The 24,811-nt window shown below is 54.1% G+C and carries 23 protein-coding genes and 3 pseudogenes; 20 read left to right on the top strand and 6 right to left on the bottom strand.

What is annotated here, in order from left to right; all coding sequences use genetic code 11:
- Nucleotides 1–8: 8 nt before the first annotated feature.
- Nucleotides 9–3,578, top strand: coding sequence for a chromosome segregation protein SMC (gene smc / locus FHS19_RS02325; RefSeq protein WP_183578071.1), 3,570 nt, complete (start codon nucleotides 9–11; stop codon nucleotides 3,576–3,578).
- 31 nt (nucleotides 3,579–3,609) lie between these two features.
- Nucleotides 3,610–4,623 carry a signal recognition particle-docking protein FtsY gene (gene ftsY / locus FHS19_RS02330; protein ID WP_183578074.1) on the top strand — a complete coding sequence of 338 codons (1,014 nt, stop codon included), beginning with the start codon at nucleotides 3,610–3,612 and terminating at the stop codon, nucleotides 4,621–4,623.
- 242 nt (nucleotides 4,624–4,865) lie between these two features.
- On the opposite strand, the gene FHS19_RS02335 is transcribed toward ftsY, so the two are convergent.
- Genes FHS19_RS02335 through FHS19_RS02350 form a run of 4 tightly spaced genes read right to left on the bottom strand, consistent with a single transcriptional unit; the run spans nucleotide 4,866 to nucleotide 7,643 of the window.
- The gene (locus FHS19_RS02335; protein ID WP_116231273.1) at nucleotides 4,866–5,069 is read right to left on the bottom strand and encodes a hypothetical protein; all 204 of its coding nucleotides are present in this window, start codon (nucleotides 5,067–5,069) and stop codon (nucleotides 4,866–4,868) included.
- Between the two features lie 37 nt (nucleotides 5,070–5,106).
- The gene (locus FHS19_RS02340; protein WP_183578077.1) at nucleotides 5,107–5,541 is read right to left on the bottom strand and encodes a phage major capsid protein; all 435 of its coding nucleotides are present in this window, start codon (nucleotides 5,539–5,541) and stop codon (nucleotides 5,107–5,109) included.
- 53 nt (nucleotides 5,542–5,594) lie between these two features.
- Complete coding sequence (locus FHS19_RS02345; RefSeq protein ID WP_183578079.1) at nucleotides 5,595–6,599, bottom strand: polysaccharide pyruvyl transferase family protein; 1,005 nt, start codon at nucleotides 6,597–6,599, stop codon at nucleotides 5,595–5,597.
- 18 nt (nucleotides 6,600–6,617) lie between these two features.
- Nucleotides 6,618–7,643, bottom strand: coding sequence for a glycosyltransferase (locus FHS19_RS02350; protein ID WP_183578082.1), 1,026 nt, complete (start codon nucleotides 7,641–7,643; stop codon nucleotides 6,618–6,620).
- Between the two features lie 229 nt (nucleotides 7,644–7,872).
- Here FHS19_RS02350 and trhA point away from each other — a divergent pair, with 229 nt between their 5' ends.
- The 10 genes from trhA to FHS19_RS02400 all read left to right on the top strand — a co-directional run bounded on the left by trhA (nucleotide 7,873) and on the right by FHS19_RS02400 (nucleotide 15,545).
- On the top strand, nucleotides 7,873–8,520 hold the full coding sequence (gene trhA, locus FHS19_RS02355) for a PAQR family membrane homeostasis protein TrhA (protein ID WP_183581351.1): 648 nt from the start codon (nucleotides 7,873–7,875) through the stop codon (nucleotides 8,518–8,520).
- Nucleotides 8,521–8,646: 126 nt separating this feature from the next.
- Nucleotides 8,647–9,003 (top strand): putative DNA-binding protein, encoded by a 357-nt coding sequence (locus tag FHS19_RS02360; RefSeq protein WP_183578085.1) that lies wholly within the window; start codon nucleotides 8,647–8,649, stop codon nucleotides 9,001–9,003.
- A 24-nt stretch (nucleotides 9,004–9,027) separates the two neighbouring features.
- The gene (gene ffh, locus FHS19_RS02365) at nucleotides 9,028–10,410 is read left to right on the top strand and encodes a signal recognition particle protein (protein WP_183578088.1); all 1,383 of its coding nucleotides are present in this window, start codon (nucleotides 9,028–9,030) and stop codon (nucleotides 10,408–10,410) included.
- An 88-nt stretch (nucleotides 10,411–10,498) separates the two neighbouring features.
- A complete protein-coding gene (rpsP, locus tag FHS19_RS02370; RefSeq protein WP_105443645.1) occupies nucleotides 10,499–10,771 on the top strand; it encodes a 30S ribosomal protein S16 in 273 nt (90 codons plus the stop codon).
- A 22-nt stretch (nucleotides 10,772–10,793) separates the two neighbouring features.
- Nucleotides 10,794–11,024 carry a KH domain-containing protein gene (locus FHS19_RS02375; protein WP_076168224.1) on the top strand — a complete coding sequence of 77 codons (231 nt, stop codon included), beginning with the start codon at nucleotides 10,794–10,796 and terminating at the stop codon, nucleotides 11,022–11,024.
- A 124-nt stretch (nucleotides 11,025–11,148) separates the two neighbouring features.
- Entirely contained in the window at nucleotides 11,149–11,670 is a 522-nt protein-coding gene (gene rimM / locus FHS19_RS02380) for a ribosome maturation factor RimM (RefSeq protein ID WP_183578091.1), read from the top strand.
- On the top strand, nucleotides 11,670–12,431 hold the full coding sequence (gene trmD, locus FHS19_RS02385) for a tRNA (guanosine(37)-N1)-methyltransferase TrmD (protein ID WP_183578094.1): 762 nt from the start codon (nucleotides 11,670–11,672) through the stop codon (nucleotides 12,429–12,431). Before rimM ends, trmD begins: the two co-directional genes overlap by 1 nt.
- Before the next feature lie 146 nt (nucleotides 12,432–12,577).
- Nucleotides 12,578–13,933, top strand: a complete 1,356-nt coding sequence (locus FHS19_RS02390) for a dipeptidase (protein WP_183578097.1) — start codon at nucleotides 12,578–12,580, stop codon at nucleotides 13,931–13,933.
- A gap of 384 nt (nucleotides 13,934–14,317) precedes the next feature.
- A complete protein-coding gene (locus FHS19_RS02395) occupies nucleotides 14,318–15,277 on the top strand; it encodes a GNAT family N-acetyltransferase (protein WP_183581353.1) in 960 nt (319 codons plus the stop codon).
- 25 nt (nucleotides 15,278–15,302) lie between these two features.
- Entirely contained in the window at nucleotides 15,303–15,545 is a 243-nt protein-coding gene (locus FHS19_RS02400) for a hypothetical protein (RefSeq protein ID WP_183578100.1), read from the top strand.
- Between the two features lie 115 nt (nucleotides 15,546–15,660).
- Here the strand turns inward: FHS19_RS02400 and FHS19_RS02405 are convergent, their stop codons facing one another.
- Complete coding sequence (locus FHS19_RS02405) at nucleotides 15,661–16,209, bottom strand: ArsR/SmtB family transcription factor (protein WP_183578103.1); 549 nt, start codon at nucleotides 16,207–16,209, stop codon at nucleotides 15,661–15,663.
- 96 nt (nucleotides 16,210–16,305) lie between these two features.
- Nucleotides 16,306–17,583, bottom strand: coding sequence for an MFS transporter (locus FHS19_RS02410; RefSeq protein WP_183578106.1), 1,278 nt, complete (start codon nucleotides 17,581–17,583; stop codon nucleotides 16,306–16,308).
- Nucleotides 17,584–17,919: 336 nt separating this feature from the next.
- Here FHS19_RS02410 and rplS point away from each other — a divergent pair, with 336 nt between their 5' ends.
- From rplS to rnhB, 8 genes and pseudogenes are all read left to right on the top strand, one after another.
- Entirely contained in the window at nucleotides 17,920–18,264 is a 345-nt protein-coding gene (rplS, locus tag FHS19_RS02415) for a 50S ribosomal protein L19 (protein WP_076168209.1), read from the top strand.
- A gap of 216 nt (nucleotides 18,265–18,480) precedes the next feature.
- Entirely contained in the window at nucleotides 18,481–19,101 is a 621-nt protein-coding gene (lepB, locus tag FHS19_RS02420) for a signal peptidase I (protein ID WP_183578109.1), read from the top strand.
- Nucleotides 19,102–19,149: 48 nt separating this feature from the next.
- On the top strand, nucleotides 19,150–20,016 hold the full coding sequence (gene ylqF / locus FHS19_RS02425; RefSeq protein WP_076169548.1) for a ribosome biogenesis GTPase YlqF: 867 nt from the start codon (nucleotides 19,150–19,152) through the stop codon (nucleotides 20,014–20,016).
- Between the two features lie 145 nt (nucleotides 20,017–20,161).
- Nucleotides 20,162–20,998 carry a YitT family protein gene (locus tag FHS19_RS02430; RefSeq protein WP_183578112.1) on the top strand — a complete coding sequence of 279 codons (837 nt, stop codon included), beginning with the start codon at nucleotides 20,162–20,164 and terminating at the stop codon, nucleotides 20,996–20,998.
- Nucleotides 20,999–21,079: 81 nt separating this feature from the next.
- A pseudogene (locus tag FHS19_RS02435) lies at nucleotides 21,080–21,929 on the top strand (amino acid ABC transporter substrate-binding protein).
- A 21-nt stretch (nucleotides 21,930–21,950) separates the two neighbouring features.
- Nucleotides 21,951–22,629: pseudogene (locus FHS19_RS02440) on the top strand (amino acid ABC transporter permease).
- 18 nt (nucleotides 22,630–22,647) lie between these two features.
- Nucleotides 22,648–23,396 (top strand): annotated as a pseudogene (locus tag FHS19_RS02445) (amino acid ABC transporter ATP-binding protein).
- A gap of 618 nt (nucleotides 23,397–24,014) precedes the next feature.
- On the top strand, nucleotides 24,015–24,695 hold the full coding sequence (gene rnhB / locus FHS19_RS02450; RefSeq protein WP_281382285.1) for a ribonuclease HII: 681 nt from the start codon (nucleotides 24,015–24,017) through the stop codon (nucleotides 24,693–24,695).
- Nucleotides 24,696–24,811: the final 116 nt, after the last annotated feature.

Here is a 24,811-nt window from a genome sequence, read left to right on the forward strand (position 1 = left end):
GAGGGAATATGTTTTTAAAACGGATCGAATTAGCCGGTTTCAAATCGTTTGCCGATAAAACGGAAATGGAATTTGTCCGCGGAATTACGGCTGTCGTCGGTCCCAACGGCAGCGGCAAGAGCAATATTTCCGACGGCATCCGCTGGGTGCTAGGGGAACAGAGCGCCAAGTCGCTGCGCGGGGGCAAGATGGAGGATATTATCTTTGCGGGAAGCGATGCGCGCAAAGCCGTCAATTTCGGCGAGGTATCGCTAACCTTAGATAATGAGGATCATGCCCTGTCCCTCGATTTCAACGAGGTGACTGTGACGCGCCGTGTGCACCGCAGCGGAGACAGCGAATATTTTATCAACAAGCAGTCCTGCCGCCTGAAGGACATCACGGAGCTGTTCATGGACACAGGCATCGGCAAAGAGGCATATTCCATTATCGGTCAGGGCCGGATCGAGGAAATATTGAGCACCCGGTCCGAAGACCGCAGAGGTATTTTTGAAGAGGCATCGGGCATCGTTAAATATAAATCCCGCAAAAAGGACGCCGTCCGCAAGCTGGATGAGACCGAGCAGAATCTGGTTCGGATCCACGACCTGGTCGTCGAGCTGGAGGATCAGATCGGCCCGCTGAAGGAGCAGTCCGAGAAGGCGATCCAATATAAACAGCTGCGGGAGCAGCTGAAGCATAAGGAAATTTCGCTCTACGTCTACCAGATCGAGCAGATCCACGCCGCATGGAGCGAAGCTAACGCCAAGCTGGCCGTGCTGCAGGAAGAACAGCTTCAGCTGTCCACTGTCGTGTCGGCGCACGACGCCAAGCTAGAGAGCGACCGCGCCCAGCTCCGCAAGCTGGAGGAAGAAGTGGAGACGCTGCAGGGCGAGCTGCTTCATTACAGCGAAGCTTATGAGAAAAGCGAAGGCTATGCGGAGGTGCTCCGCGAACGCAAGCGGAATCTGGAGGCGAATCGGGAGCAGCTGGCCGGGTCGCTGTCGGCCGGGGACGAGAGATTCGAAGACCGCAAGGCGGAAATTGACCTGCTGAAATCCAAGCTGGAAGCTTCGCGGGAGGAGCTGAAGGCGCTTCGCGACCAGCTGTCGGCCGAAGAGTCGAAGCTGGCCGGCGTCACTGGAGGCATCAGCCAGCAGCAGGAAGAAACGTTAAAGGGTACGCTGCTGGAGCTGATGAACCAGATGGCGCAGACCCGCAATGAGATCCGTTATGCGGATCAGCAGCAGGAGGCGCTCTCCCGCCGGATGAACCGCGCCGCGGAGGAGACCGGCAAGTGGGAAACCCAGAAGGAGGAGCTGCTGAAGCGCAAGCAGCAGCTGGATTCGGCCATCGAGAAGCTGGGCGGGGAAATCCGCGAGCTGCGTGGCGGGTACATAAGCGAGAGCGAGCGGTATCAATCGCTGCAGCGGCTTCTGGACGAGAGCCAGGGAACGCTCCGCAAATGGGAGCAGAAGCGCGAAGCTCAGGTATCCCGCCGGGATACGATGAAGGAGATGGCCGATGACTTTGACGGCTTTATGCTGGGCGTCAAGGAAGTGCTGAAAGCGTCCCGGCGCTCCATTCTGTCCGGCGTGCACGGGGCCGTGGCCGAACTCATCCGCGTGCCAGAGAAGCTGGAGCTGGCGATGGAAACCGCGCTCGGCGCATCCCTTCAGCATATCGTCATGGATAATGAAGCGGTCTCGCGCCAGGCGATCTCCTTCCTGAAGCAGCGGCAGCTCGGCCGCGCAACCTTCCTGCCGCTCGACGTCATCCGGGCCCGCAACATCTCGGCCGGTGACCGATCGATGGTGGAGGGCGTGGAAGGCTTCGTCGGCATCGGGGCCGACCTGGTACAGTTCGACGGCCGGTATGCACCGGTCGTCGGCAGCCTGCTCGGCAACGTCATCATCGCGGAAAGCCTGGAAGTGGCGAACCGGATTGCCGCCAGATGCCAGTACCGCTACCGGGTCGTCACGCTGGAAGGCGACGTCGTCAATGCCGGCGGTTCGATGACAGGCGGCAGCCAGCACAAGAAGAACAGCAGCCTGCTCGGCCGCAAGCGCCAGCTGGATCAGCTTGATCAGGAGATCAACGATACAGAGGTTCAGCTGCGGAAGCTCCGCCAGAGCATTCAGGAGGTCAAGGTTCAGCTGACCGAAACGCAGGCCAAGCTGGACGAGCTGCGCCAGTCCGGCGACGAGAAGCGGATCGAAGAGCAGCGCTTGTCCAGCGACCTGAAGCAGCTGGAGCATGAGCTGCGGCACGTGCTGGAGCAGGTGGAAGTGGCCGATCAGGAGAAGACTGGCTTTACCGAGGAGAACAAGGAGCTCGAGGAAGCCCGGGCGAATGCCGTCAAGAAGCTGGCCGAGCTGGAAGGAGAAGAAAAGGCGACGCATCAAGCCATCCAGGCTGCCGAATTTGCCCGCAAGGCGAGCGAATCGGCGAAGGAGGAGCTGCAGAGCCAGCTCACCCAGCTTAAGGTCAGGGAAGGCAAGCTGGATCAGGAATGCTTCTCTTTGGAGGAGCAGTTAAAACGAATGCAGAGCGAATTCAATTCGCATGATAAAGAGCTGCGCCAGACGAAGACGCTGCTCGCTTCGATCGAGGCGGATCTGGAGACCAACGCAAAGGAATCCATCCAGCAGATCGAAGATTTGAACCGGTACCGGCTCAAGAAGGAGCAGGCATCCGAGCAGCTGGACTTCAAGCGGGCCGCCCGGACGCAGCTTTCGAAGAAGCTGGAGCTGGAAGAGAGCGAAACGAAAGAGCAGCGGACGCGCCTCAAGGCGGTGGAGGACCAGCTGCGCCAGACCGAAATCGGCGTGAACCGGCTTGACGTGGAGCTGGAGAACATTCTGAAGAAGCTCAGCGACGATTACGAGCTGAGCTACGAGCTGGCCAAGCAGCGCTATCCGATTCCGGAGGACGTGCCTGCGGTTCAGACCGAGGTTCGGGAGCTCAAGCGGGGCATCACCGCGCTGGGCGACGTCAACCTCGGCGCGATCGAGGAATACCAGCGGGTCAACGAACGGTACGAATTCCTGAATGAACAGAAGCAGGACCTGGTGGAAGCGAAGACGACGCTCTATGAGGTCATCCGCGAGATGGACGACGAAATGTCGAAGCGGTTCAAGCAGACCTTTGACGCCATCCGCCGCGAGTTCGGTACCGTCTTCGTGAAGCTGTTTGGCGGCGGCCGGGCGGATCTGGTGCTGCTGGATCCGGAGCATCTGCTCGAGACCGGCATCGACATCGTGGCCCAGCCCCCGGGCAAAAAGCTGCAGAACCTGCAGCTGCTCTCCGGCGGGGAAAGGGCGCTGACGGCGATGGCGCTGCTGTTTGCGATTTTGCAGGTCAAACCGGTGCCGTTCTGCGTGCTGGACGAGGTCGAAGCGGCGCTCGACGAAGCGAATGTGACGCGGTTCGCACAGTATCTCCGTGAGTTTTCCGAGCAGACCCAGTTTATCGTCGTGACCCACCGCAAGGGAACGATGGAAGAGGCCGACGTCCTGTACGGGGTTACGATGGAAGAGGGCGGCGTGTCGAAGCTGGTGTCCGTGCGGCTGGAAGACGACGAAGCGGAAATTGCTTAAGCATATTCAACCTTAGAGATGGAGGAGACCTATGAGCTTTTTCAGAAAGCTGAGAGAGAGCATTTCAAACAAGACCGAATCCGTGACGAAGCAGTTCCGGGACGGATTGGAAAAAACACGTAAAGGATTCGTGGAACGGGTCACCGACCTGATGACGCGCCGCAAGAAGATCGACGAGGAGTTCTATGAGGAGCTCGAGGAAATTCTGATCGGCGCCGATGTTGGCGTGAACACGGTTATGGAGCTGATCGACGATCTGCGTGCCGAAGTGAAGAAGCAGCGGATTGAGGATGCGGTGGAGCTGCAGCCGATCCTTTCGCAGAAATTGATGGAGCTGCTGCGCGGCGATGACGACAACGCGCTCCGCATGAACGAGGACGGCATAACCGTCATCCTGTTTGTCGGGGTCAACGGCGTCGGCAAGACGACGACGATCGGCAAGCTCGCCCACCGCTTCAAGCAGGAAGGCAAAAAGGTGCTCCTTGCCGCTGGCGACACGTTCCGTGCCGGGGCGATCGAGCAGCTCGAAGTGTGGGGCGAACGCGCAGGCGTAGAGGTCATCAAGCAGCATGCCGGCTCCGATCCGGCCGCGGTCATGTTTGACGCGGTTCAGGCTGCCAAGCAGCGCCAGGCGGATGTGCTGATCTGCGATACGGCAGGACGCCTGCAGAACAAAACGAACCTGATGGAGGAGCTGAACAAAATTTTCCGTGTCATCCAGCGGGAAATTCCGGGCGCTCCGCATGAGGTGCTGATGGTGCTTGACGCAACGACAGGACAGAACGCTCTCAGCCAGGCCAAGCTGTTCGGGGAGAAAAGCGGGGTCACCGGTCTTGTCCTGACGAAGCTTGACGGTACGGCGAAAGGTGGCATCGTCGTGGCCATCCGCCAGGAGCTCAACCTTCCGGTGAAGCTCGTGGGCCTTGGCGAGAAAATGGATGATTTGCAGCCGTTTGATTCCCAGCAGTTTGTTCATGCGCTGTTCGCCGGCCTGATCCAGGAGCAGGAGGCGGAAGGCACAGAGCAGGATGGAACGCAGCATTGATCCGTGTATTGAGCGGATGCACGCATAACAAAAGAACGCATAAAAAGAAGGATGGCATGATGCCATCCTTCTTTTTGCATGCGACAAACACATGCCTTTGGTTTTTGAACGTATCTATTGTATCCTTTGTATCTTTTGCTTCTATCACAAATAACTAAACGTCTTTGCGGTCTGACTGTGAACATTCACTTGGATCGACCGGTCTGAGGACCGCCGTCAAAAACCGCGGTCCGTCATCCGCGTTAATCCGTCAGTACTCTGACAAACTCGACCGACCGCAGCGGCACGATGGCCACATCGCCCGGTGGGCCGTACATAACCGGCGGAACCTTCAGCATCAGCGAAGCGTCGTTGACCGAAATGAGCGTGCCGGTGATCATATCCCCGGGCGTCATCACTTCTACTTCCGAGCCTGTGAAGCCGCGAACCAATTCTTTGAAATCCATGGTCGTTCTCCTTTCGAATTGAATTGATTGTCTTTGATTACTGGACCGAAGTAATCCGGCTGAACGGAACGATCAGCAGGTCGCCGCCGCTTTCGCGGAGTTCGACCGCATCTTCGGCTACCGTCAGTACGACGCCCTGCAGGGTTGCGCTGGCCGTATCCACCCGGACCTCGCTGCCGATCTTGCCGGCGAAGTAGGCGTGCAGCTCGGGATTGCCCGTGATGCCCGTCATGACTTCCTCTTCCAATCTCGCAACGCGGTCCGCCAGCGACTCCAGCTCCTCGATCCGCCGGGCCAGCCGTCTGATTTCCTCCTTGAGCTCTTTCCATTCCCACAAGTGCTCATTCAGCTTCGCTTCAATCTGATGCACGTCATCCTTCACCTGATGCAGCTCATGGCTCAGATGCAGGATCTGATCATGCAGCTGTCTGATCCGGATTTTCCAATGCTTATGATTCCAGAAAAACGTCATGGCTTCATTCTCCTCCTTTAGTGACATGGCAGTTGCTTTCCCGTAAGGGAACATTATCGGTAAGACTCGATTTCTTCCTTAAGCCGACGCAGCTGATGCAGGCTTTCACGCTCCGCACGGCGGATCGCTTTTTCCCGCAGCTTTATTTCTTTTGGGCTTTCCTCCAGAAACGCGTCGACCCTGTTTTGCAGGTCTTCGTAAGGCAGCTTGTAATCGCAGTAGTACTGTTTCATCCCGAACGCATCCAGCAGGCTCTCAACCTTGCGCATCTGGCTCAGGGCGAATACCGGTTTTCCGGCGCGCAGGGCAGCCAGGGCGGGGTGAAGCTTGTAGGTGATCAAATAATCGACCGACTGGATATAGCTGTACGTCAAATCTAATTCCATCAGCATGGGCAGCGTTTCGGCGGATGCCCCCGGAAGGGCCTCCTTGATCCGGGAGAGCATTTGCTGGCAGACTGTAAGGTCCGAGTAAATATTGGTGGGGTGGTTGATCACAGGTATAAATACAAGGTGGCAGCCCTGCCGGATCAGGTGGAGCGACAGCTGCAGCATATTTTCAAACGGGAACGAGGGGTAAGCAAACAGGCACAGGCCGATGGTCGGCCGGCTGGAGAATCGTTTGACTGGGTAGTCAGGCTGTCTGTAGGCAAATACAATGTCGTGAGCCTGCTGAACATGCTGATGGAAGCCGGCTCTTTGGGCAATATCGGCCGAACGGCTGTCCCGGAATACGGCCATTTGCGCTGTGCTGATATATGCCCTGTATTTCGCGACCTGATCCGCGGGCCAGCTGGATTCGGGGTAGTTGTCCACGATGCCGACGCCGTACAGCCATTTCGGGTGGTTCTTGAGCGCATCCGGAAAATAATAAGGGTTAAACGAATACGGCGTGATCAAGTCCCCGCCCCCGATAATGACGCGGTCGGTTTGGGCCGGATCGAGACGGCTGGTCCACGGGTATACGATATGGCCATCGAATACCTGCTGCAGCGTTCTCAGAAACAGATCGTCACCGAAGTTGCCCATGCCGTAATAACCGCATACTCCAATGTTCAATGGTAACGCCTCCTTTCATTAAGACTTCTGCTCGCTCTTGCTCCGGAGGGTGTCCATGATAACCCGGTGTGCAGCTTCGCCCCGGTCTTCCCAGCGGTTGCTCCGCGCATATTCGATCCGTGCCTGCCGCTGTTCACGGGAATCGGACTCAGCCAGTATCCGGCCCAGCTTGGCGATAAAATCGCCGTGTGTGGTCGCCGTGGTCACATGAGGTTCCATGCGAATACATTCCGGAAGCGCCGTCGACAGTACAGGCACACCTGATGCCATATATTCATAAGCTTTTACAGGATTAGTTGCCAGGGTAATGGGGTGATACTGAAACGGGATTAACGCGACGTCAATATGCTGAAGGTATTTTTTGAGCTCGGTGTGAGGCTTCTCGCCCAGCACGTGAACGTTCGGAAGCTTCGCGTAGTCGGGGATATCGCCGTAGGCGGCGCCGATGGACACGAAATGCACGTCCGGGTAGTGCGACGCCATTTTTGCGAACAGATCGTGATCAAGCCAGTAGGCCCAGGCGCCGATATAGGCGGCGACTTTCCCTTGCGGCAGATCATGAGGGCGTTCGGATGGGGCAGGATCGAAGAACGACGAATCGGCTCCGTTCGGGATCAGCGTGACCGGTTTATCAGGATAGGCCAGGTGCAGGCGCATTCGGATGGATTCGGCCGTGCAGACCAAATGGTCGGAAGCATCCACCATCTTGACTTCATACTTGGCCCAGTGCGGAAACTCATCACAGCAATCATAGATGATGGCATCCGGACGGTAGAGAGAAGTCAGACGTGTGCGCTGCTTGGCCCAGGTGGTCCAGCCTACGATCGCATGGTCTTCGCGAAGCTTCTTCAGCTTCCTCATAAATACGTGATGGTCGGTGAACAAAAACACATTCGGCTCCACTTCTATGAATTCACGGTCCAGCGGCGCCAGATTTTCAAAGAATACGAGGTGGCCCCTGGCCCCGAGCTGCGTCATGAGCTGCTGCGGCCGCTGTTTCATGTACTTCCAGTTCATCGTTTTCGGATAAATAATGATTGCCATAGTTTACATACCTCCTTTCAACCAGCCGCTTACAATATATGCTTTGATAGCTTTATAGAATTGGATGAAAGGACCAATTGCAGCCGAAATGGGAAAAGAGCCCGGCCGTCACGGAAAGCATGCCAGTCCATCATGAGCCCCGCCATTGGATAAGCCTAGGTAAAGTGGAAATGCGGGCAGCCTGGAGGTTATAATGGTGAAAATAAAAGGATTGATGAAAGGGTTGTTTATGGCTAATACACACACTTACACCCGGAAGGAAGAAGTGGCGAACGCCATTACCCACGGCATCGGGGCGCTTCTCAGCGTTGCCGCATTGGTGCTGCTGATCGTATTTTCCACCATGAAGGGGACGGCGTGGCACATCGCCAGCTTTTCGATCTACGGGACGACGATGCTGATTTTGTACATCAACTCCACCTTGGTACACAGCTTTAAGGAGGGGAAGGTCAAGGATCTGTTCGAAATTTTTGACCATTCCTCGATTTACTTGTTTATCGCAGGCTCGTATACGCCGTTTATGCTGGTTGCGATCCGGGGACCGCTCGGGTGGTCGCTGTTCGCTATCGTATGGGGGATTGCGCTGCTCGGCTGCGTGTTCAAGGCGTTTTTTACGAAGCGGTTTCTGTTCATGTCCACGATTTTCTACATTATAATGGGGTGGCTGGTCGTGGTTGCCTGGGGGCCGCTGACGGCCGCGGTGGCTTCCGGAGGCATCTGGCTGCTGGCAGCCGGCGGGATCCTGTACACGCTCGGCACCGTTTTTTACGTGTGGAGGGGCTTTCCGTATCACCATGCGATCTGGCATTTGTTCGTGCTGGGCGGGAGCGTAATGCATTTCTTTGCGGTGCTGATCTATTTGCTTCCTTGGTCGTAAAAGATCGAAACAAGAAACTTTAAAGATGACAAGGATATTTGCTTGACATCCTTCTTTGTTTTCTGTATGATAAGGAACGTTAAAGAACTGTAAAGTGTTTTTCCTTGACGAAGGGAGTGTCCCTCAGTGAGTCAGGAGAACCGGCTCGAGAAGACGAATCGAATTAACCTTTTGTTTGATTTCTACGAACAGCTGCTGACCGAGAAGCAGCAGACGTTCCTTAAATATTATTTTCATGACGATTTCTCCCTTGGGGAGATTGCAGCCGAGTTCGACATCAGCCGTCAGGCCGTTTACGAGCATATCAAGCGGGCTGAGCAGGTGCTGGACATGTACGAAGAGAAGCTGGGACTGCTGCAGAAGCATGAGCAGCGCAACCACGAGCTTGAGCGGCTGCAGCGCATTACGGAGTCCAGCAGCATGTCTGAATCCGATAAAATGAGAATATATCAAATCATAAATCAATTGCAGCAATTGGAATAAAGCGTTAGAAGGAGGTGGCGGTTCATGGCATTTGAAGGATTGACGAGCCGACTGCAGAACGTGTTCAGCAAGCTGCGCGGCAAAGGCAAGGTGTCCGAGGATGACGTTAACGAAGCGATGCGCGAGGTGCGTCTTGCGCTCCTGGAAGCTGACGTTAACTTTAAAGTCGTCAAGGATTTCGTCGCCAAGGTGAAAGAGAAGGCCGTCGGTACCGAAGTGATGGAGAGCTTCACGCCGGGCATGGTCATCATTGACATCGTAAATAAAGAACTGACTGAGCTCATGGGCGGAAGCCAGGCGAAGCTGGCGAAGGCGAACAAGCCTCCAACCGTCATTATGATGGTAGGCTTGCAAGGGGCCGGTAAGACGACGACCTCCGGCAAGCTGGCGAAGATGCTGCAGAAGCAGAACCATCGTCCGCTGATGGCTGCCGGCGATATATACCGACCTGCGGCAATCAAGCAGCTTCAGGTGCTGGGTGACCAGATCGGCGTTCCGGTATTCACGCTCGGCGACAAGACAAGCCCGGTGGAAATCGCGAAGCAGGCTTATCAGCATGCCAAGGATAACGGGAACGATTATCTGATCATCGATACGGCGGGCCGCCTGCATATCGATGAGGAGCTGATGGAAGAGCTGCGCCAAATCCACAGCGAGGTCAAGCCGGACGAGGTGCTGCTGGTCGTGGACGCGATGACCGGTCAGGATGCCGTCAACGTTGCGGATCACTTCAACAAGCAGCTGGACCTGACGGGCGTCGTGCTGACCAAGCTCGACGGCGATACCCGCGGCGGTGCCGCGCTGTCCGTTAAGGCCGTAACCGGCTGTCCGATCAAATTTGCGGCGCTCGGCGAGAAGATCGACGCGCTGGAGCCGTTCCATCCGGAGCGGATGGCTTCCCGGATTCTCGGCATGGGCGACATGCTCTCGCTGATCGAGAAAGCCCAGTCGAATATCGACACGGATAAAGCCAAGGAAATGGAACGTAAAATGCGTAACGCCGAGTTTACGTTCGACGATTTCCTGGAGCAGATGGAGCAGGTGAAGAAGCTCGGCCCGATCGACCAGATCATGGACATGATCCCGGGGATGGGCAAGCTGAAGCAGACCAAAGATCTGAAGGTCGACGAGAAGCAGATGGGCCGCATTGAGGCGATCGTCTTTTCGATGACGAAGGCAGAGAAACAGAATCCGGATATCATCAACCACAACCGCCGCAAGCGGATTGCGACCGGCAGCGGCACATCGCTCGCCGAGGTCAACCGGCTGATCAAGCAGTTTGACGAGATGCGCCGGATGATGAAGCAGTTCTCGGATATGATGGGACCGAAGGGTCCGAAGGGCAAGGCTTTAAAGCAGCTGAAAGGATTGGCCGGCAAAGGCGGCATGAAGTTTCCTTTCCGTTAATCACTGCATTTCTATATAGACAGCCGCCTCTATTGCTAGGGCGGTGGGGCTGTCCCCCACACTTATTATGTTGAAGGAGGTGAATTTCGTGGCAGTACGTATTCGTCTGAAACGCATGGGTGCTCATAAAGCTCCTTTCTACCGTATCGTGGTATCGGATTCCCGTTCCCCGCGTGACGGCCGTTTTATCGAAGAAATCGGTTACTACAATCCGGTCAACCAACCGGCTGACGTAAGAATCGATGAAGATAAAGCACTGGCGTGGCTGCAAAACGGTGCGCAAGCATCCGACACAGTCCGCAACCTGCTGAGCAAAGCAGGAGTGATGAAGAAGTTCCATGAGCTCAAGCAGCAGAAATAATGACTGATCGTGAGGGTTATCTATGGAAGAATTAGTTGGTGTTATTGCTAAGGCTTTGGTGGATCATCCTGAAGAGGTGGCTGTGAAGACGGTGGAGAAGGATCACCTGATTGTCTATGAACTGACCGTGCATCCTGAGGATGTGGGGAAGGTCATCGGCAAGCAGGGCCGGATCGCCAAGGCGCTTCGAACAGTCGTGACTTCTGCAGCAGTCAAAATGGATAAACGCGTGACCGTGGATATCATATCTTAAAGATATACGAAAGGGGGTTAGGATGCATGTCCTAGCCCTTTTTCGTACATGCTGAAGATTAAATAATAGATCCGTGCAATACAAGCGCGCCGATGCGATGGCGCCACGAAGCCAGGAGGAGAACATGCCGGAAACACTTTATAAGGTTGGCAAAATCGTCAACACCCATGGCATCAAGGGAGAAATCAAAGTGTTGTCATACACGGATTTTCCCGAGGTCCGTTTCGCCAAGGGGAGCGAGCTCATGATCGTTCCGGAGGACGGGGGCAAGCCGGTCGACGTGACCATCCATTCTTCCCGCCTTCATAAAAATATGTACATCATCAAATTGGACGGCTACGACAATATAAATGATGTAGAGAAATTTAAGGGCAGTATGCTGAAGGTCGGTAAGGAGCATCTCGTGGAGCTGCCGGAAGACGAGTATTATTTCCACGAAATTATCGGCTGCAGCGTCGTGACCGATGAAGACAAGGAGCTTGGGGTCGTATCGGAAATTTTGACGCCAGGCGCGAACGACGTATGGGTGGTTCAGCCAAAGGGCGGCAAGAGCATCCTCATCCCCGTCATTGATGATGTCGTCCTGGACGTAGACATTCCGAACCAAAAAATACTCGTTCATATTATGGAAGGATTGCTGGACTAATGAGAGTGGATGTGCTGACCCTGTTCCCGGAAATGCTGGATGGGGTTTTCCGGACAAGCATTCTCGGCAAGGCCCAGGAGAAAGGAATCATCTCGCTTCATACCGTCAATTTCCGGGATTATTCCGGGAATAAGCACGGTACGGTCGACGATACGCCTTATGGCGGAGGCGGAGGCATGGTTCTGAAGCCGGAGCCGATCTTTGCGGCTGTCGAGGATCTGCTGGGGAAAGCGGGACATCAGGCCAAGCCAAGAGTTATCCTGATGTGCCCGCAGGGGGAAACCTTTTCCCAGAAAAAAGCGGAGGAACTCGCGAAGGAAGAGCATTTAATTTTCATTTGCGGCCATTATGAAGGATATGACGAGCGGATTCGCGAGCACCTCATCACCGATGAACTGTCGATCGGCGACTATGTCCTGACCGGGGGCGAGCTACCGGCGGCGGTCGTGATCGATGCGGTCTCCCGGCTGCTGCCCGGCGTGCTGGGCAATGAAACGTCGGCAGTGACGGACTCCTTCAGCACCGGGCTGCTGGAGTATCCGCATTATACCCGCCCGGTGGAGTTTCGGGGCTGGAAGGTGCCGGATATGCTGCTAAGCGGCCACCACGCGAACATCGAGGCTTGGCGCCGGGAGCAGGCGCTAAAGCGGACGCTGGAGCGGCGGCCGGACCTGCTGGATAAGGTGGAGCTAACCGAACGTGACCGCAAGACGCTGGATAAGCTCCGCAGGCTGAAAGATACCGATAGCGGACTTCAATAACTGAGCTGTAAAACCACGGCCCCTGGGTTATGCAAGGGAGTGGTTTTTTAGCGTCAGATGCGTTAGTCTGGAATAAGGTTGTCTGTTATTTTGAGCCTCAAGAACACGAGCACCCCCAGTAAATTTGAACATGACAGGAGGATATTATGGATTATAAAGCTTATTTTCAAACTCACCGTGACCAGCATTTGAACGAACTGAAGGAATGGTTGTCCATTCCGAGCATTTCCGCATTGTCCGAGCATAAGCCGGACGTCAAGCGGGCGGCGGAATGGCTGGCGGATACGCTCAAAAAGGCAGGCCTTGAAAACGTGAAGATCCATGAGACAAGCGGCCACCCGATCGTCTATGCGGATCATCTGCATGCACCGGGACAGCCGACGGTTCTCGTCTATGGGCACTATGACGTACAACCGGTAGACCCGCTGAACTTGTGGGATACACCGCCATTCGAGCCGGCCGAACGCGACGGCAAGCTGTACGCCAGAGGGGCAACGGACGATAAAGGACAGATCTTTTTACATATTAAGGCGGTGGAAGCGATTCTTCAGCAGGAGAAGCAGCTTCCGGTCAACATCAAGTTTTGCGTGGAGGGCGAGGAGGAGGTCGGAAGCCCAAACCTTCCGAAGTTCCTGGAGGCACAGCAGGAGCTGCTGAAAGCCGATGCGGTTCTGATCTCGGATACGTCCCTGCTGGAAAAAGGAAAACCGGCGATCTGCACCGGGCTTCGTGGTCTGTGCTCGCTGGAAGTTCATGTCCATACAGCCAATACGGATTTGCACTCCGGCAGCTACGGCGGCGGCGTACCGAATGCGCTGCATGCGATGGTCAGTCTGCTCGATTCCCTGCATGATGCCAAGGGCCGCGTAGCTGTGGAAGGCTTCTATGAAGGCGTTCCGGAGCTTACGGAGGCGGATCATGCCGAGTTTGCGAAGCAGTCCGGAGACGAGAACAAGCTGAAGCAAGATCTTGGGCTTGACGAGCTGTACGGGGAAGAGGGATACACGTTTGCCGAAAGGACGGGCGCCCGTCCGACCCTTGAGCTGAACGGCGTCTATGGAGGATTCCAGGGCGAAGGCAGCAAAACGGTCATCCCGAAGGAAGCCCATGCGAAGATTACATGCCGTCTGGTGGGCCATCAGGATCCGCAGGACATCTTGAACAAAATCGAAAAGCATATCTACAGCCACGTACCGACGGGCGCCAAAGCAATCGTCATCCAACTGGAGAAGGGCAATGCGTTTACGATCGATCCGTCCACGCCGATTCTGCAAAAGGCGGCGGAAGCCTACGAGGAGGTATACGGAACGCGTCCCGTATTTACGAGAGACGGGGGCTCCATCCCGATCGTGGAGACGTTCTCCCGTGTACTGGCCGCTCCGGTCGTATGCATGGGCTTTGGCCTTCCCGACGAAAACCTGCATGCGCCTAATGAGCACTTTAACCTGGAAAACTTCGATCTTGGCCTGCTGACCATCGTTGATTTCCTGAAAAGAGTATAACGATCTCCTGAAAAAGGAGTCCTGAAAAGGATGATATGGAATGAAATCGCCGGATCAAGAGCTATCAGCTCGGGTCCGGCGATTTTTTTATTAGCCTCTAAAAAGGAATGGCATGGATCGACCGCAACCTGATGAATTCCATAGGAAGCTCACATCATCAAGGAAAGTGATACCTAAATATTCTGGATTGAAATTTTATAACACAATAAATATAATTATTATGTAATAATATTTTAATAGAAAAGTATGATTCCTTTGCTAAAACCCTTATTCCGCAAGAAAAGCAGCGGCTAAACGTATCGATCTTTTATGAAGCATCTCGATGGACATGATTCAAGCAGTATTCGTTTGCACGTACTATCCACTGTAGAAGGAGGAGTTATGATGAAGATCATTCCGATGAATGCCGAATGGCTTGACGCGATGTGTGACCTTTGGAATGGGGAACTAGGCGGCCATTTTCCGATGCGCAGGGAACTGATGAAGCAAAATACTTTTGAAGATGTGAACGTGTATGGCCCCGCTTCCGGGCTGGCCGTTGACGGGGAGGGCCGTCTGCTTGGGTTCGTGATCGCCAAGAAGTGGCAGGAGCCGGCGCGCGAAATGCAGCTGGGTGACGGCGGCGGATGGATTCAGGCCATCGTCGTCCGCCGCGATGCTCAAGGTCAGGGCATAGGGTCAGGGCTGCTCAGTCATGCAGAGAATGCCTTAAGAGAAGTCGGAGCGGTATCGGCAAGCATCGGGCGTGACCCGTGGCACTATTTTCCCGGGGTGCCGCTCGCACTGCCGGAGGTTAAGTCATGGTTTGCGCGCCGCGGGTACGAATACCTGTACGAGGTGTTCGACCTGGTGAACGAAACCTCGGGCGGTAGCCTGCAGCGGCCCGAGTATCGGGATGGCGCCTTCGCACGCCTGCTTGTTCCGGGAGACCGCGAAGAGATGCTCCGTTTCTTCAAGCGGTGCTTTCCGGGACGCTGGTATTACGAGGCGCAGTGCTATTGGGAACGGGGAGGGCAGGGACGCGAGTTCGTCGGCCTGTTCCTGAAGGACGAAATGATCGGCTTTTGCCGCGTGAACGACGGCGAGTCTCCGCTGATTGCCCAGAATACTTATTGGGCGCCTCTGTTCAGTGAACCGCTTGGCGGCATCGGGCCGCTGGGCGTGGACGACCGGTTCCGCGGAAAAGGCTACGGGCTGGCGATCGTTCAGGACGGGGTCGTGGAGCTGACGGCCAGAGGTGTGAAGCACCTGGTTATCGATTGGACGGAATATGTGGATTTTTATGCCAAGCTTGGATTTCGGACCTGGAAAGGATATCATATCGGCAAAAAAACACTGATGTAGCTCACCCGAAGAAGGAGGATGATGCATGAATCCGGCAAAAGCGATTTGGCGGTTCTTTTTTCCCAAGGAGCGGATCCTGATCTTCACATCTTTCGACGCAGACAGCTATGCAAGGGCCAAGTCCAGACTGCTGAACGGAGGGATCCGCCACCGCTCGCGCATCGTCAGCCAGCCGACCGGCCGGGACACCTTTACAGGCAGGGGAATGACGCAATACGACTTGTACGTGGCCCAGGAAGATGAGCATGCCGCTAGGCATCTCCTGTAATCCCCAACGGTTGGGCAGAGCTGCGAAGTAGCGTTACGGCCTTTTTTGCAGCTCGGAGAAAACTAGCCCCCGGTAAAGTAGCCGGGGGCTAGTTTTGGCTGCGGTGTATAGGCGGCTATTCGTCCAGTTTGGCAATCGTGGTAAATACGTCGTACAGCTTCTGCTCCGGGTGCTGGCGCTCGGTGTGCTTTTCCACAAACTCCGTCAATTGCTCAAAAAACGCTTTGGCTTCCTCTTCTGTCAAATAGATCTCGGAGTGGGACAGGTTCCCGGCTGGCTCCTCCTGGTTCTGGGCCTTCAGAAACTTCTTCTTGCTCTCCTCATACAAATCCTCCAGCAGCTTTTGCGTTTCGGAACGGAAAATTTTCTGGGCCGCCTCATCGATGTCCTTGCTGCGTTTAATCCGTACGGAGCCTTTGAAGGCCTGATAGTATTTGGCCGTGATCCCGTTGATCTGCTTAGTATTCACTAGGACGATCAGTCCGATGCTCTCCAGCTTCTTAGCGTGGTAATAAACCTTGGCCGGAACCTCACCGAGCTTGTCGGCGACATCCTTGACCGTAATGGGCTGGTCGGCTTTCTGAAAGCAGCTTAATATTTTCAAACGGTAAGGATCGGAATAAATCCGGATCTCCTCGATCGTGCTCAGTTCTTTTGTCTCCAATGTATGCACCTCAACATTTCCCGTATCTTGTTTTCCGGATCGTTTACCCTCATTATAAGCCCAGACGGCTCCAGAGCACAAAACGTTTCCTTCCCCCTAGATTTTCATAAATCCTTTTTGGCTCCACAAATAGGCTCCGGGTATCAGCATCAGCAGTCCAAACACGAGGTACAGCACATGGACCCCGACAAAGGCTCCGGCCCAACCGGCCAGCAGGCTTCCGACCGGAATGGCACAGGTGCAGATCGTGCTCGACAGCGCCCCGACCCGGCCAAGCATCGCTTTAGGGGTGACTTCCATCATATAGGTGGACACCGGCGTATTGATAAACGAAATGGCGAATCCCATGCCAAAGCAAAAGGCGGCCGCAGCATAGAGCGGATATTCCCTTAGAAGGGCGGGGACGTAGAGAAGACTGTACGTAACCCCAAGCAGCAAAAATCCAAACACGATCAGACTGCTTTTGCGATAGGTGGAACCCTTCTGGCTAATCCACAGACCACTGATAATCATGCCGGTTATCAGGGTGATGCCGATCAAACTGAGGCCGTACGGGCCTGAGTGCAGTATTTGTTTGACATAAACGGGTTCAAGCACGTTTTTGGGCGTGAGGCACAGATTCACGAACGCGGCCGAAAGCATGGTCATCATCATCAGCTTGTGGCCTTTAACGAACTTCAAGCCGGTTTTAAACTGGCTCCAGTAGGATGGACTATCCTCCACCTGCATCAGACCTGCGTCGTCATCGTCATCCTGCCCGCGATCCCGGTCGATTCGGATCCAGACGTACAACATGGCAGCCAGCAGAAAGGACAGGGCGTCGATCAGCATCGCTCCGGAAATGCCGAGCATGGCGATCAGGCCGCCGGCTGCGGCCAGACCGGCAAGCTCTGCCGTACGGGAGGCAGACGAAGTCAGCGAATTGCCGCTGAGCAGCAGCTCCTTGGGCAGAATGCGGGGAACGAGGGACATCTCCGCCGGCGTGGAGAAGCATTCGAGCGTAGAGTTGATGAACGTAAAAATAAACAAGTGCCACGGCTGCAAGTCTCCTATGAAATAGAGCAGCGCCGTCGCGGTTACCGTGATGCCCCGGCCGGCATTCGTCACGATCACGACCTTTCTCTTGGACCAGCGGTCGACCAGGACGCCGGTAAACATACTGAAAGCGATGCCTGGAACGAAGTTAATGGCGTACAGCGTTCCCATTAACAGCTCCGAGCCGGTAAGCAGGTAGACCATCCAGCTGTAGGCGATGGAATCCACGGAATCTCCGAAGCGTGAAATAATTTTGGCGGTAATCATCAATAGATACAATTTGTGTTTCACCAGCCGACGTACACCTTGATTTTGCTGCAGCAATACGGTTTCGCTCATGAAAGGACATCTCCATTCAATTTTCATTAACGTTAAAATTATTTTAATGATAAATTTATTTTAACGTCAATTCCGATTTTGGCAAGAAGTTTTTTACAATGGGGTCAGCCTATTTTTCGGAGTGGCAGGGATCTATTTAGGAGAACGAGCCTTTGCTGTTTCTTTCAAACGAGGGGCCAGCAGCAAAACTGAAAGATTTATAGTTGCAAACGATGAAACAAATATGCTAAAATAAATGCTGTTGTGTGGAATACGGTGGTCCGCTGCGGATGATGAAGGAAAACAGAGGGTTTTCCGGAAGAGGCAAGAACACCTGTACGGAAGGAGGAGTCCTAAATGAACATCCTACAAGAGATTACCAAAGAACAGCTTCGCACCGACATCCCTAGCTTTCGTCCTGGCGACACTTTGAAAGTGCACGTTAAGGTTATCGAGGGATCCCGCGAGCGTATCCAGTTGTTCGAAGGTGTTGTGATTAAGCGTCGCGGAGGCGGCATCGCTGAGACTTTTACTGTGCGTAAAATCTCTTACGGTGTTGGGGTAGAAAGAACTTTCCCAATTAACTCGCCAAAAATCGAGAAGATCGAAGTGGCTCGTTACGGTAAAGTACGTCGCGCCAAACTGTACTATCTTCGTGAACTGCGCGGTAAAGCAGCAAGAATTAAAGAGATTCGCCGTTAATCAGCGAACAACGCTAAAGGGCTTGATTTCAAGCCCTTTTCGTTTTAGGATTAAAAAAGCGTCAATAGATGAACGACCCAAGATGACAGACCGCGAGAAGCGGGGATTTTTCTGTCGATCACAAATAGCTTTCGCTTCGATGGTCTAATGAAAGCATACACGGCTCCGTAATGGGAGCTTTTCTTTTCGGCAAAACTAGGAGAGGGCGGTGGATATATGCAGCAGGACATTCAGAGCGATGCGGTGGAACTGAAGGAAGAAGATCATAGACCACCTAAAAAAGGGAAGAATGAAGTCGTAGAATGGCTGAAAGCGATCGTCATTGCCCTGATTTTGGTGGCATTGATCCGCTGGCTTCTCTTCAAACCGTTTATTGTGGACGGACCCTCCATGCAGCCAAACTTTCATACGGGCGAGCGGTTGATCGTCAATGAAATTCTGTATGACATCCGGGCTCCGCACCGTGGTGAGGTTATCGTGTTCCATGTTCCGTCCGAAGGCAAGGATTTTATCAAGCGCGTGATCGCCGTTGCAGGCGATACCGTCAAAGTGGAAGGCGACACGGTCACAGTGAACGGCAAAAAAGTCAATGAAGCCTACATACAAGGTGCCATCGATGCAAGCCATAAAGCGGGCCAGATGTATAATGACAAAGATTTCCCAAACAGCGCGTTTCCGGATGGCAAGGTTCCCGAAGGTCATGTGTTCGTGATGGGGGATAACCGGTCCGACAGTACGGACAGCCGGATGATCGGTTATGTGCCGCTCGGGGATATCGTCGGACGGGCAGACCTCATCTTCTGGCCGGTGAAGGACATCCATTTGATCAACCATTAATGAGCGTGGAATGAGGCTGTTTGCGGACAAGAGAATGAGGTGATGACGGTGACGATTCAATGGTTCCCTGGTCATATGACCAAAGCGCGCCGCCAAATACAGGATAAATTAAAGCTGATTGACGTCGTGATCGAGCTGATCGATTCGCGTCTTCCGCTGTCCAGCCGCAATCCGATGATTGACGAGATTTTGCAGGGGAAGCCCCGGCTGATCATTATGAACAAGGCGGATTTGGCAGACCCTTCGGTAACGAAGCAGTGGCAGGATTATTTTAAAGAGGAAGGCCATACGGCGTTTCCGGTCGATGCGGCTACAGGCACGGGCGTAAAAGAGATTCCTGGACAGCTGAAGCTGCTCCTGAAGGAGAAGATCGACCGCCAAATCGCCAAGGGGATGAACCCGCGGGCGATTCGTGCGCTGATCGTCGGCATCCCGAACGTGGGCAAGTCGACGCTGATCAACCGTCTCGCCGGGCGCAGCATTGCTGCGACGGGGGACCGGCCGGGCGTGACGAAAGGCCAGCAGTGGATTAAGGTAGGCGGAGAAATCGAGCTCCTGGATACACCGGGGATTTTGTGGCCCAAATTTGAGGATGAGAACGTTGGCTACCGCCTGGCGGTAACCGGCGCGATCAAGGAAGAGATCCTGAACGTGGAGGATGTCGCCTTTTTTGCGGTCAAATACCTGGTTCAGTATTACTGGGACGCGTTCCGGGAGCGCTTCGAGATCGATGCGGACATGCCGCATAACCCGGACGAGAGCGACGAAATTGTCGCCATCATGGAAGCGGTAGGACGCAAGCGCGGCTGCTTGATGAGCGGCGGAAGGGTGGATCTCGAGAAAGCGTCGAAGACGCTGCTGCGGGAGCTGCGAGCCGGCAAAATGGGCCGGTTCTCGATGGAGGCCCCTTACTAATCGGAAAAGAACGCCGGATACGATCCTAGTGTCCAGCGTGTATCAAAGCGAGATGTACAGTATCATAGTGAACGAACAAGCCCAGTTCCGTTATAGGTACTGGGCTTTTTTTGCGTGTTGATTTATGGGAGAGGAAGGCCGTCATATGAAAAAAAGAATGATGGAAATCATGACGATTATCGCCGGGGCGTTTATTTTCGCGCTCGATATCAATCTGTTTGTCATTCCCCACGACCTGGGTGAAGGCGGAGTGACCGGGATTACGATTATACTGTACTATCTGTTTGCATGGTCGCCGGGATTGGTCAACCTGATTCTGAACGCGATCCTACTGATCGTGGGTTATAAGTTTTTGGACAAAATGACGACGGTGTATACAATCATTGCCGTCGTGTTTAACTCCTTGTTCCTCCATTTGACCGAACATTGGACGCTGGCATCGAACGAACCGATCGTCAACGCCATTTTTGGCGGCGTATTTGCCGGCATCGGCATCGGGCTGATTGTCAGGGCGGGAGGCACCACCGCCGGTACGGTCATTTTGGCGCGGATCGCCCATAAATATTGGGACTGGAACATCAGTTACGCGCTGCTGCTCTTTGATCTGATCGTCGCGTTCTCCTCCTACTTCATCATTGGCGCGGAAAGCCTGATGCTGACGATTATTATGCTGTTCGTCGGCACGAAGGTAATGGAATTCATCATCGAGGGTCTGAACCCGAAGAAAGCGGTGATGATCGTATCGGAGCAGCACGCTGAGATCGCCGAGAAGGTCAACCGGGTCATGGACCGGGGAGTCACCGTGTTTAAAGGGTACGGCTATTACAGCAAGTCGGCCAAGGAAGTGCTGTATATTGTCATCAGCAAGCAGGAGGTGCCTATTCTGAAAAAGATCGTTAAGGTGGCGGACAAGCAGGCGTTTATTACGATCCATGACGTTCGGGATGTGTTCGGGGAAGGATTTATCGATATATCGAAATAGAGTTCCGATAGCGATTAGACTTCGAATAGAGAATTAGGAAAGCTCATGACCTTGGGTCATGGGCTTTTTTTGTCGGGATCGATGACGGCAAGAAGTGCAGCGGCGCATGAAAATGCGGCAAATATTTTGGCAATCATGCTGACGTTGATGCTGGACGTGACTACGGCATGCGGCGGAAATACGGGAACGAAACCGCAGGCGGGGCAAACCGGTGGCGCCCAGGCGGGTAAAAACCTGCTGGATACCATCAAGGCAAACGGCAAGCTTCGCGTTGGCACGGAAGGAACGTGCACCTTTTACCGATCATGATGAGAACGGAACGCTGACCGATTTTGACGTCGACCTGGGCCGGGAAATCGCCAAAAAGCTCGGCGTGAAGACGGAGTTTATTGAAACGAAATGGGATGGCATGATCGCCGGCCTGGACGCAAAGTGTTTCGACGCAGTGATGAACGATGTATCCATTAATGCGGAACGGAAGGCTAAATACAACTTTTCGGACCTGTACATCGTTTCCAGGGCGGTTCTGATCGTGAAGGACAACAATCAGGACATTACAAAGCTAGCCGACCTCAAAGGCAAAAAAGCGGGACAGTCACTTGACGAGAATCTGAATCAAATCGCCAAGGACAATGGTGCCACGATCGTGCAGGTCGACGGATTTAACCAAGCGATCGACTTGCTGCTGTCCGGGCGCATCGATGCGACGGTAAACGATAAACTGTCCTACCTCGATTTCAAAACAAGACGTCCCGTTGCCCCGATCAAGGTGGTGGATGAAACCGATAGGGGCAGCACCAGCGCCGTGCTGATGAACAAAAACAACAACGAGCTGCGGGATGCGATCAACAAAGCGCTGACCGACATGAAGAAGGACGGAACGTACCTCACCATCTCCAAAAAATACTTTGGTACGGATGTATCGAAATAAGCGGCAAAAGGGGGTTAGCCGATGAATGACAGAACCGCCCATCTCACCGATATTTTTATTGACTCCTTTGTGCCGCTGCTCATGGCGGGGATCAAGTTCACCATTCCCCTGACCATCATTTCTTTCATACTCGGTTTCGTGCTGGCGTTCCTTACTGCGCTGGCCCGCCTGACCCGCTGGAGCATTCTCCAGCGGGTCGCCTGGTTCTATGTGTGGATCATCCGGGGGACTCCGCTGCTCGTTCAGCTGTTTATCATTTTCTACGGGCTGCCGAGCGTCGGCGTCGTCATCGACGCATTTACCGCCGCGGTGATCGGGTTCTCGATCAGCGTCGGAGCCTATGGTTCCGAAATTATACGGCCGCGATCCAGTCCATCGCCAAGGGGCAGTGGAGGCGGCGTACTACGGTCGGCATGACCCGTTCCCAGGCGCTGCGCCGGATTGTTCTGCCGCAGGCGGCAAGGGTTTCCCTGCCTCCGCTGGCCAACTCTTTTATCAGCCTGCTGAAGGATACGTCGCTGGCAGCGACGGTGACGCTGACGGAGCTGTTCCAAAAAGGGCAGCAAATTACGGCGGTCGTGTACGAGCCTGCTGTTTGTTGTACTGCGAGGTAGCATTGATCTACCTGATCTTCAGCACCGTTCTGTCGGCGCTTCAGCATCAGCTCGAGCACCGTTTTGACCGTTATGCCGCAAGATAGCGAAACGAGGGATGCAACATGATTGAAATCAACCATCTGAGATTAAGCTTTGGCAGCAATGAAGTGCTTAAGGGGATCAACCTGTCGATCGAAAAGGGACAGGTGACGGTCATTATCGGGCCCTCCGGCTCCGGAAAAACGACGCTGCTCCGGTGCATCAACCTGCTGGAAATCCCGACGGAAGGATCGCTCCGGATCGGAGACTCCGCCTTATCGTTTAGGGGAGGCTCCAAGCCGGGAAGGGGCGACACATCCTGCTTTTCGGCGGAAAACCGGCATGGTTTTTCAATCGTATAATCTGTTTCCCCATATGACGGCCCTGCAGACGTGATGGAGGCGCAGGCCATCGTACAGAAAAAGAGCAGAGCGGAGGCAAGGCGAGATCGCTGGAGCTTCTGGGCAAGGTAGGACTTGCCGGCAAAGCGGACTCCTATCCGCACCAACTGTCCGGTGGACAACAGCAGCGGGTCGGTATTGCCCGGGCAATGGGCATCGGTCCGGAGCTGCTTTTATTCGATGAACCGATGTCCGCCCTGGACCCGGAGCTGGTTGGTGAAGTGCTGAAGGTCATTAAGGAGCTGGCTGTGGAAGGCATAACGATGGCCATCGTGACCCATGAAATGAAATTCGCGAGCCAGGTGGCGGACCGGATCGTGTTTATGGATGAAGGAATCATCATGGAGCAGGGCAGTCCAAATGAGGTGCTAAACCATCCGGCGCAGGAGCGGACAAGGCATTTTTTATCGCTGCTGAGCGAGCCGGTGTAGAATCTTGTTGGTGCTTGCGGTGCCGATGCTTTCCACAAGCGCGGGTTCAAACTGCGAATTCAAACAGGGTTATTTAACGGAAAAAAGAAAAGAACGGAGTTTATTGGGGAAAGGGTCTCACATCGTGCTTTCAAGCGTGTTGAAAATGCAGCGTCATGTTGGCGAAGCGGGTTGGCATCATCATTTTTCACAGGTTGGATAACTTTTTTTAAAGAGCTTGGCCAGAATCACGGTGGACTTCGTTTTGCCCAAACCACAAATGACCCGTATTCAAATCGTTCGATCATGATCACTCTTTGAGGTACATTCATCTCATTACAGCACATTCACCTCTTTGCATAGAACACTCTTCTTTTTCAGCGCACTCTCCTCTTTACAGTACATTCTTCTCTTCGCAGCACATTCTCTTCCTAGCTTCTTGATACCAGGTCTTTCACCGGCTAATGCTTTCGGACATTTCGATTCAGGGGCATTTTCTGTACTCCAGCAGTCCGCACCCCGATTTTGGAAGCCTACAAGATGTCGTATTTCGTTGGAATCCGCCGCCCGAACATAGTACAATAAAAAGATAGATTGCGAGTTTGATAGATTTGCCAGGGGAATAAGTGGGAGCCACCCTTGGCAGCTGCAGCACGGAGGAGGAAAGACAGCATGGATACGGAAGAGATTGAGCAGTCCCCGAGGGACCTGCTACAATATGAACGCGAATACATAGAAAGAGATTATCGGTACATAGCGGGTGTGGACGAGGTTGGAAGAGGCTGTTTATTTGGCGACGTGGTGGCGGCGGCCGTGATCCTGCCGGAAGGACTCATTCTGGAGGGCGTCGACGATTCGAAAAAGTTGAGCGCCAAAAAAAGGGACACTCTGTACGACGTTATTATAGAGCAAGCACTTGCCGTCAGCGTCGGGTATGTGGATGCCCGAACGATCGACGAAATTAACATTAAGCAGGCGGCCCGCCTGGCGATGAAAAAGGCGGTGCTTGGCCTGACGATTGCCGCGGATTTTTTGCTGGTGGATGCGGAGCATGTGGACGTGCCTGTCCCACAGCTGGCGATCATCAAGGGGGATGCCAACAGCCAATCGATCGCCGCGGCTTCGATCGTAGCCAAGGTTAGCCGGGACCGGCTGTGTGAAGGGGAATGGGAGGCGAAGTATCCCGAGTACGGCATCGCGATCCATAAGGGCTATGCAACCAAATTGCACCGCGAGCAGCTGGCGGCTCTGGGACCGACGCCGATGCACCGCCGGAGTTTCTTGAAAAACATGGAAGTCGTGCAGCAGACCCTGTTCTAGGGCTGCTGTTTTTTTTCAGACAAATGAGAATTATCGCTTCGCGACGTCAGCTATTGTACTACAGCCTGCGGCTCTTTCGGCCGATAAATAAATAAGCGAAGGAATACGGAAGGGGG

Origin of the sequence: Paenibacillus rhizosphaerae, from assembly GCF_014192015.1 — a bacterium.
GTDB classification, from domain to species: domain Bacteria; phylum Bacillota; class Bacilli; order Paenibacillales; family Paenibacillaceae; genus Paenibacillus_AQ; species Paenibacillus_AQ rhizosphaerae.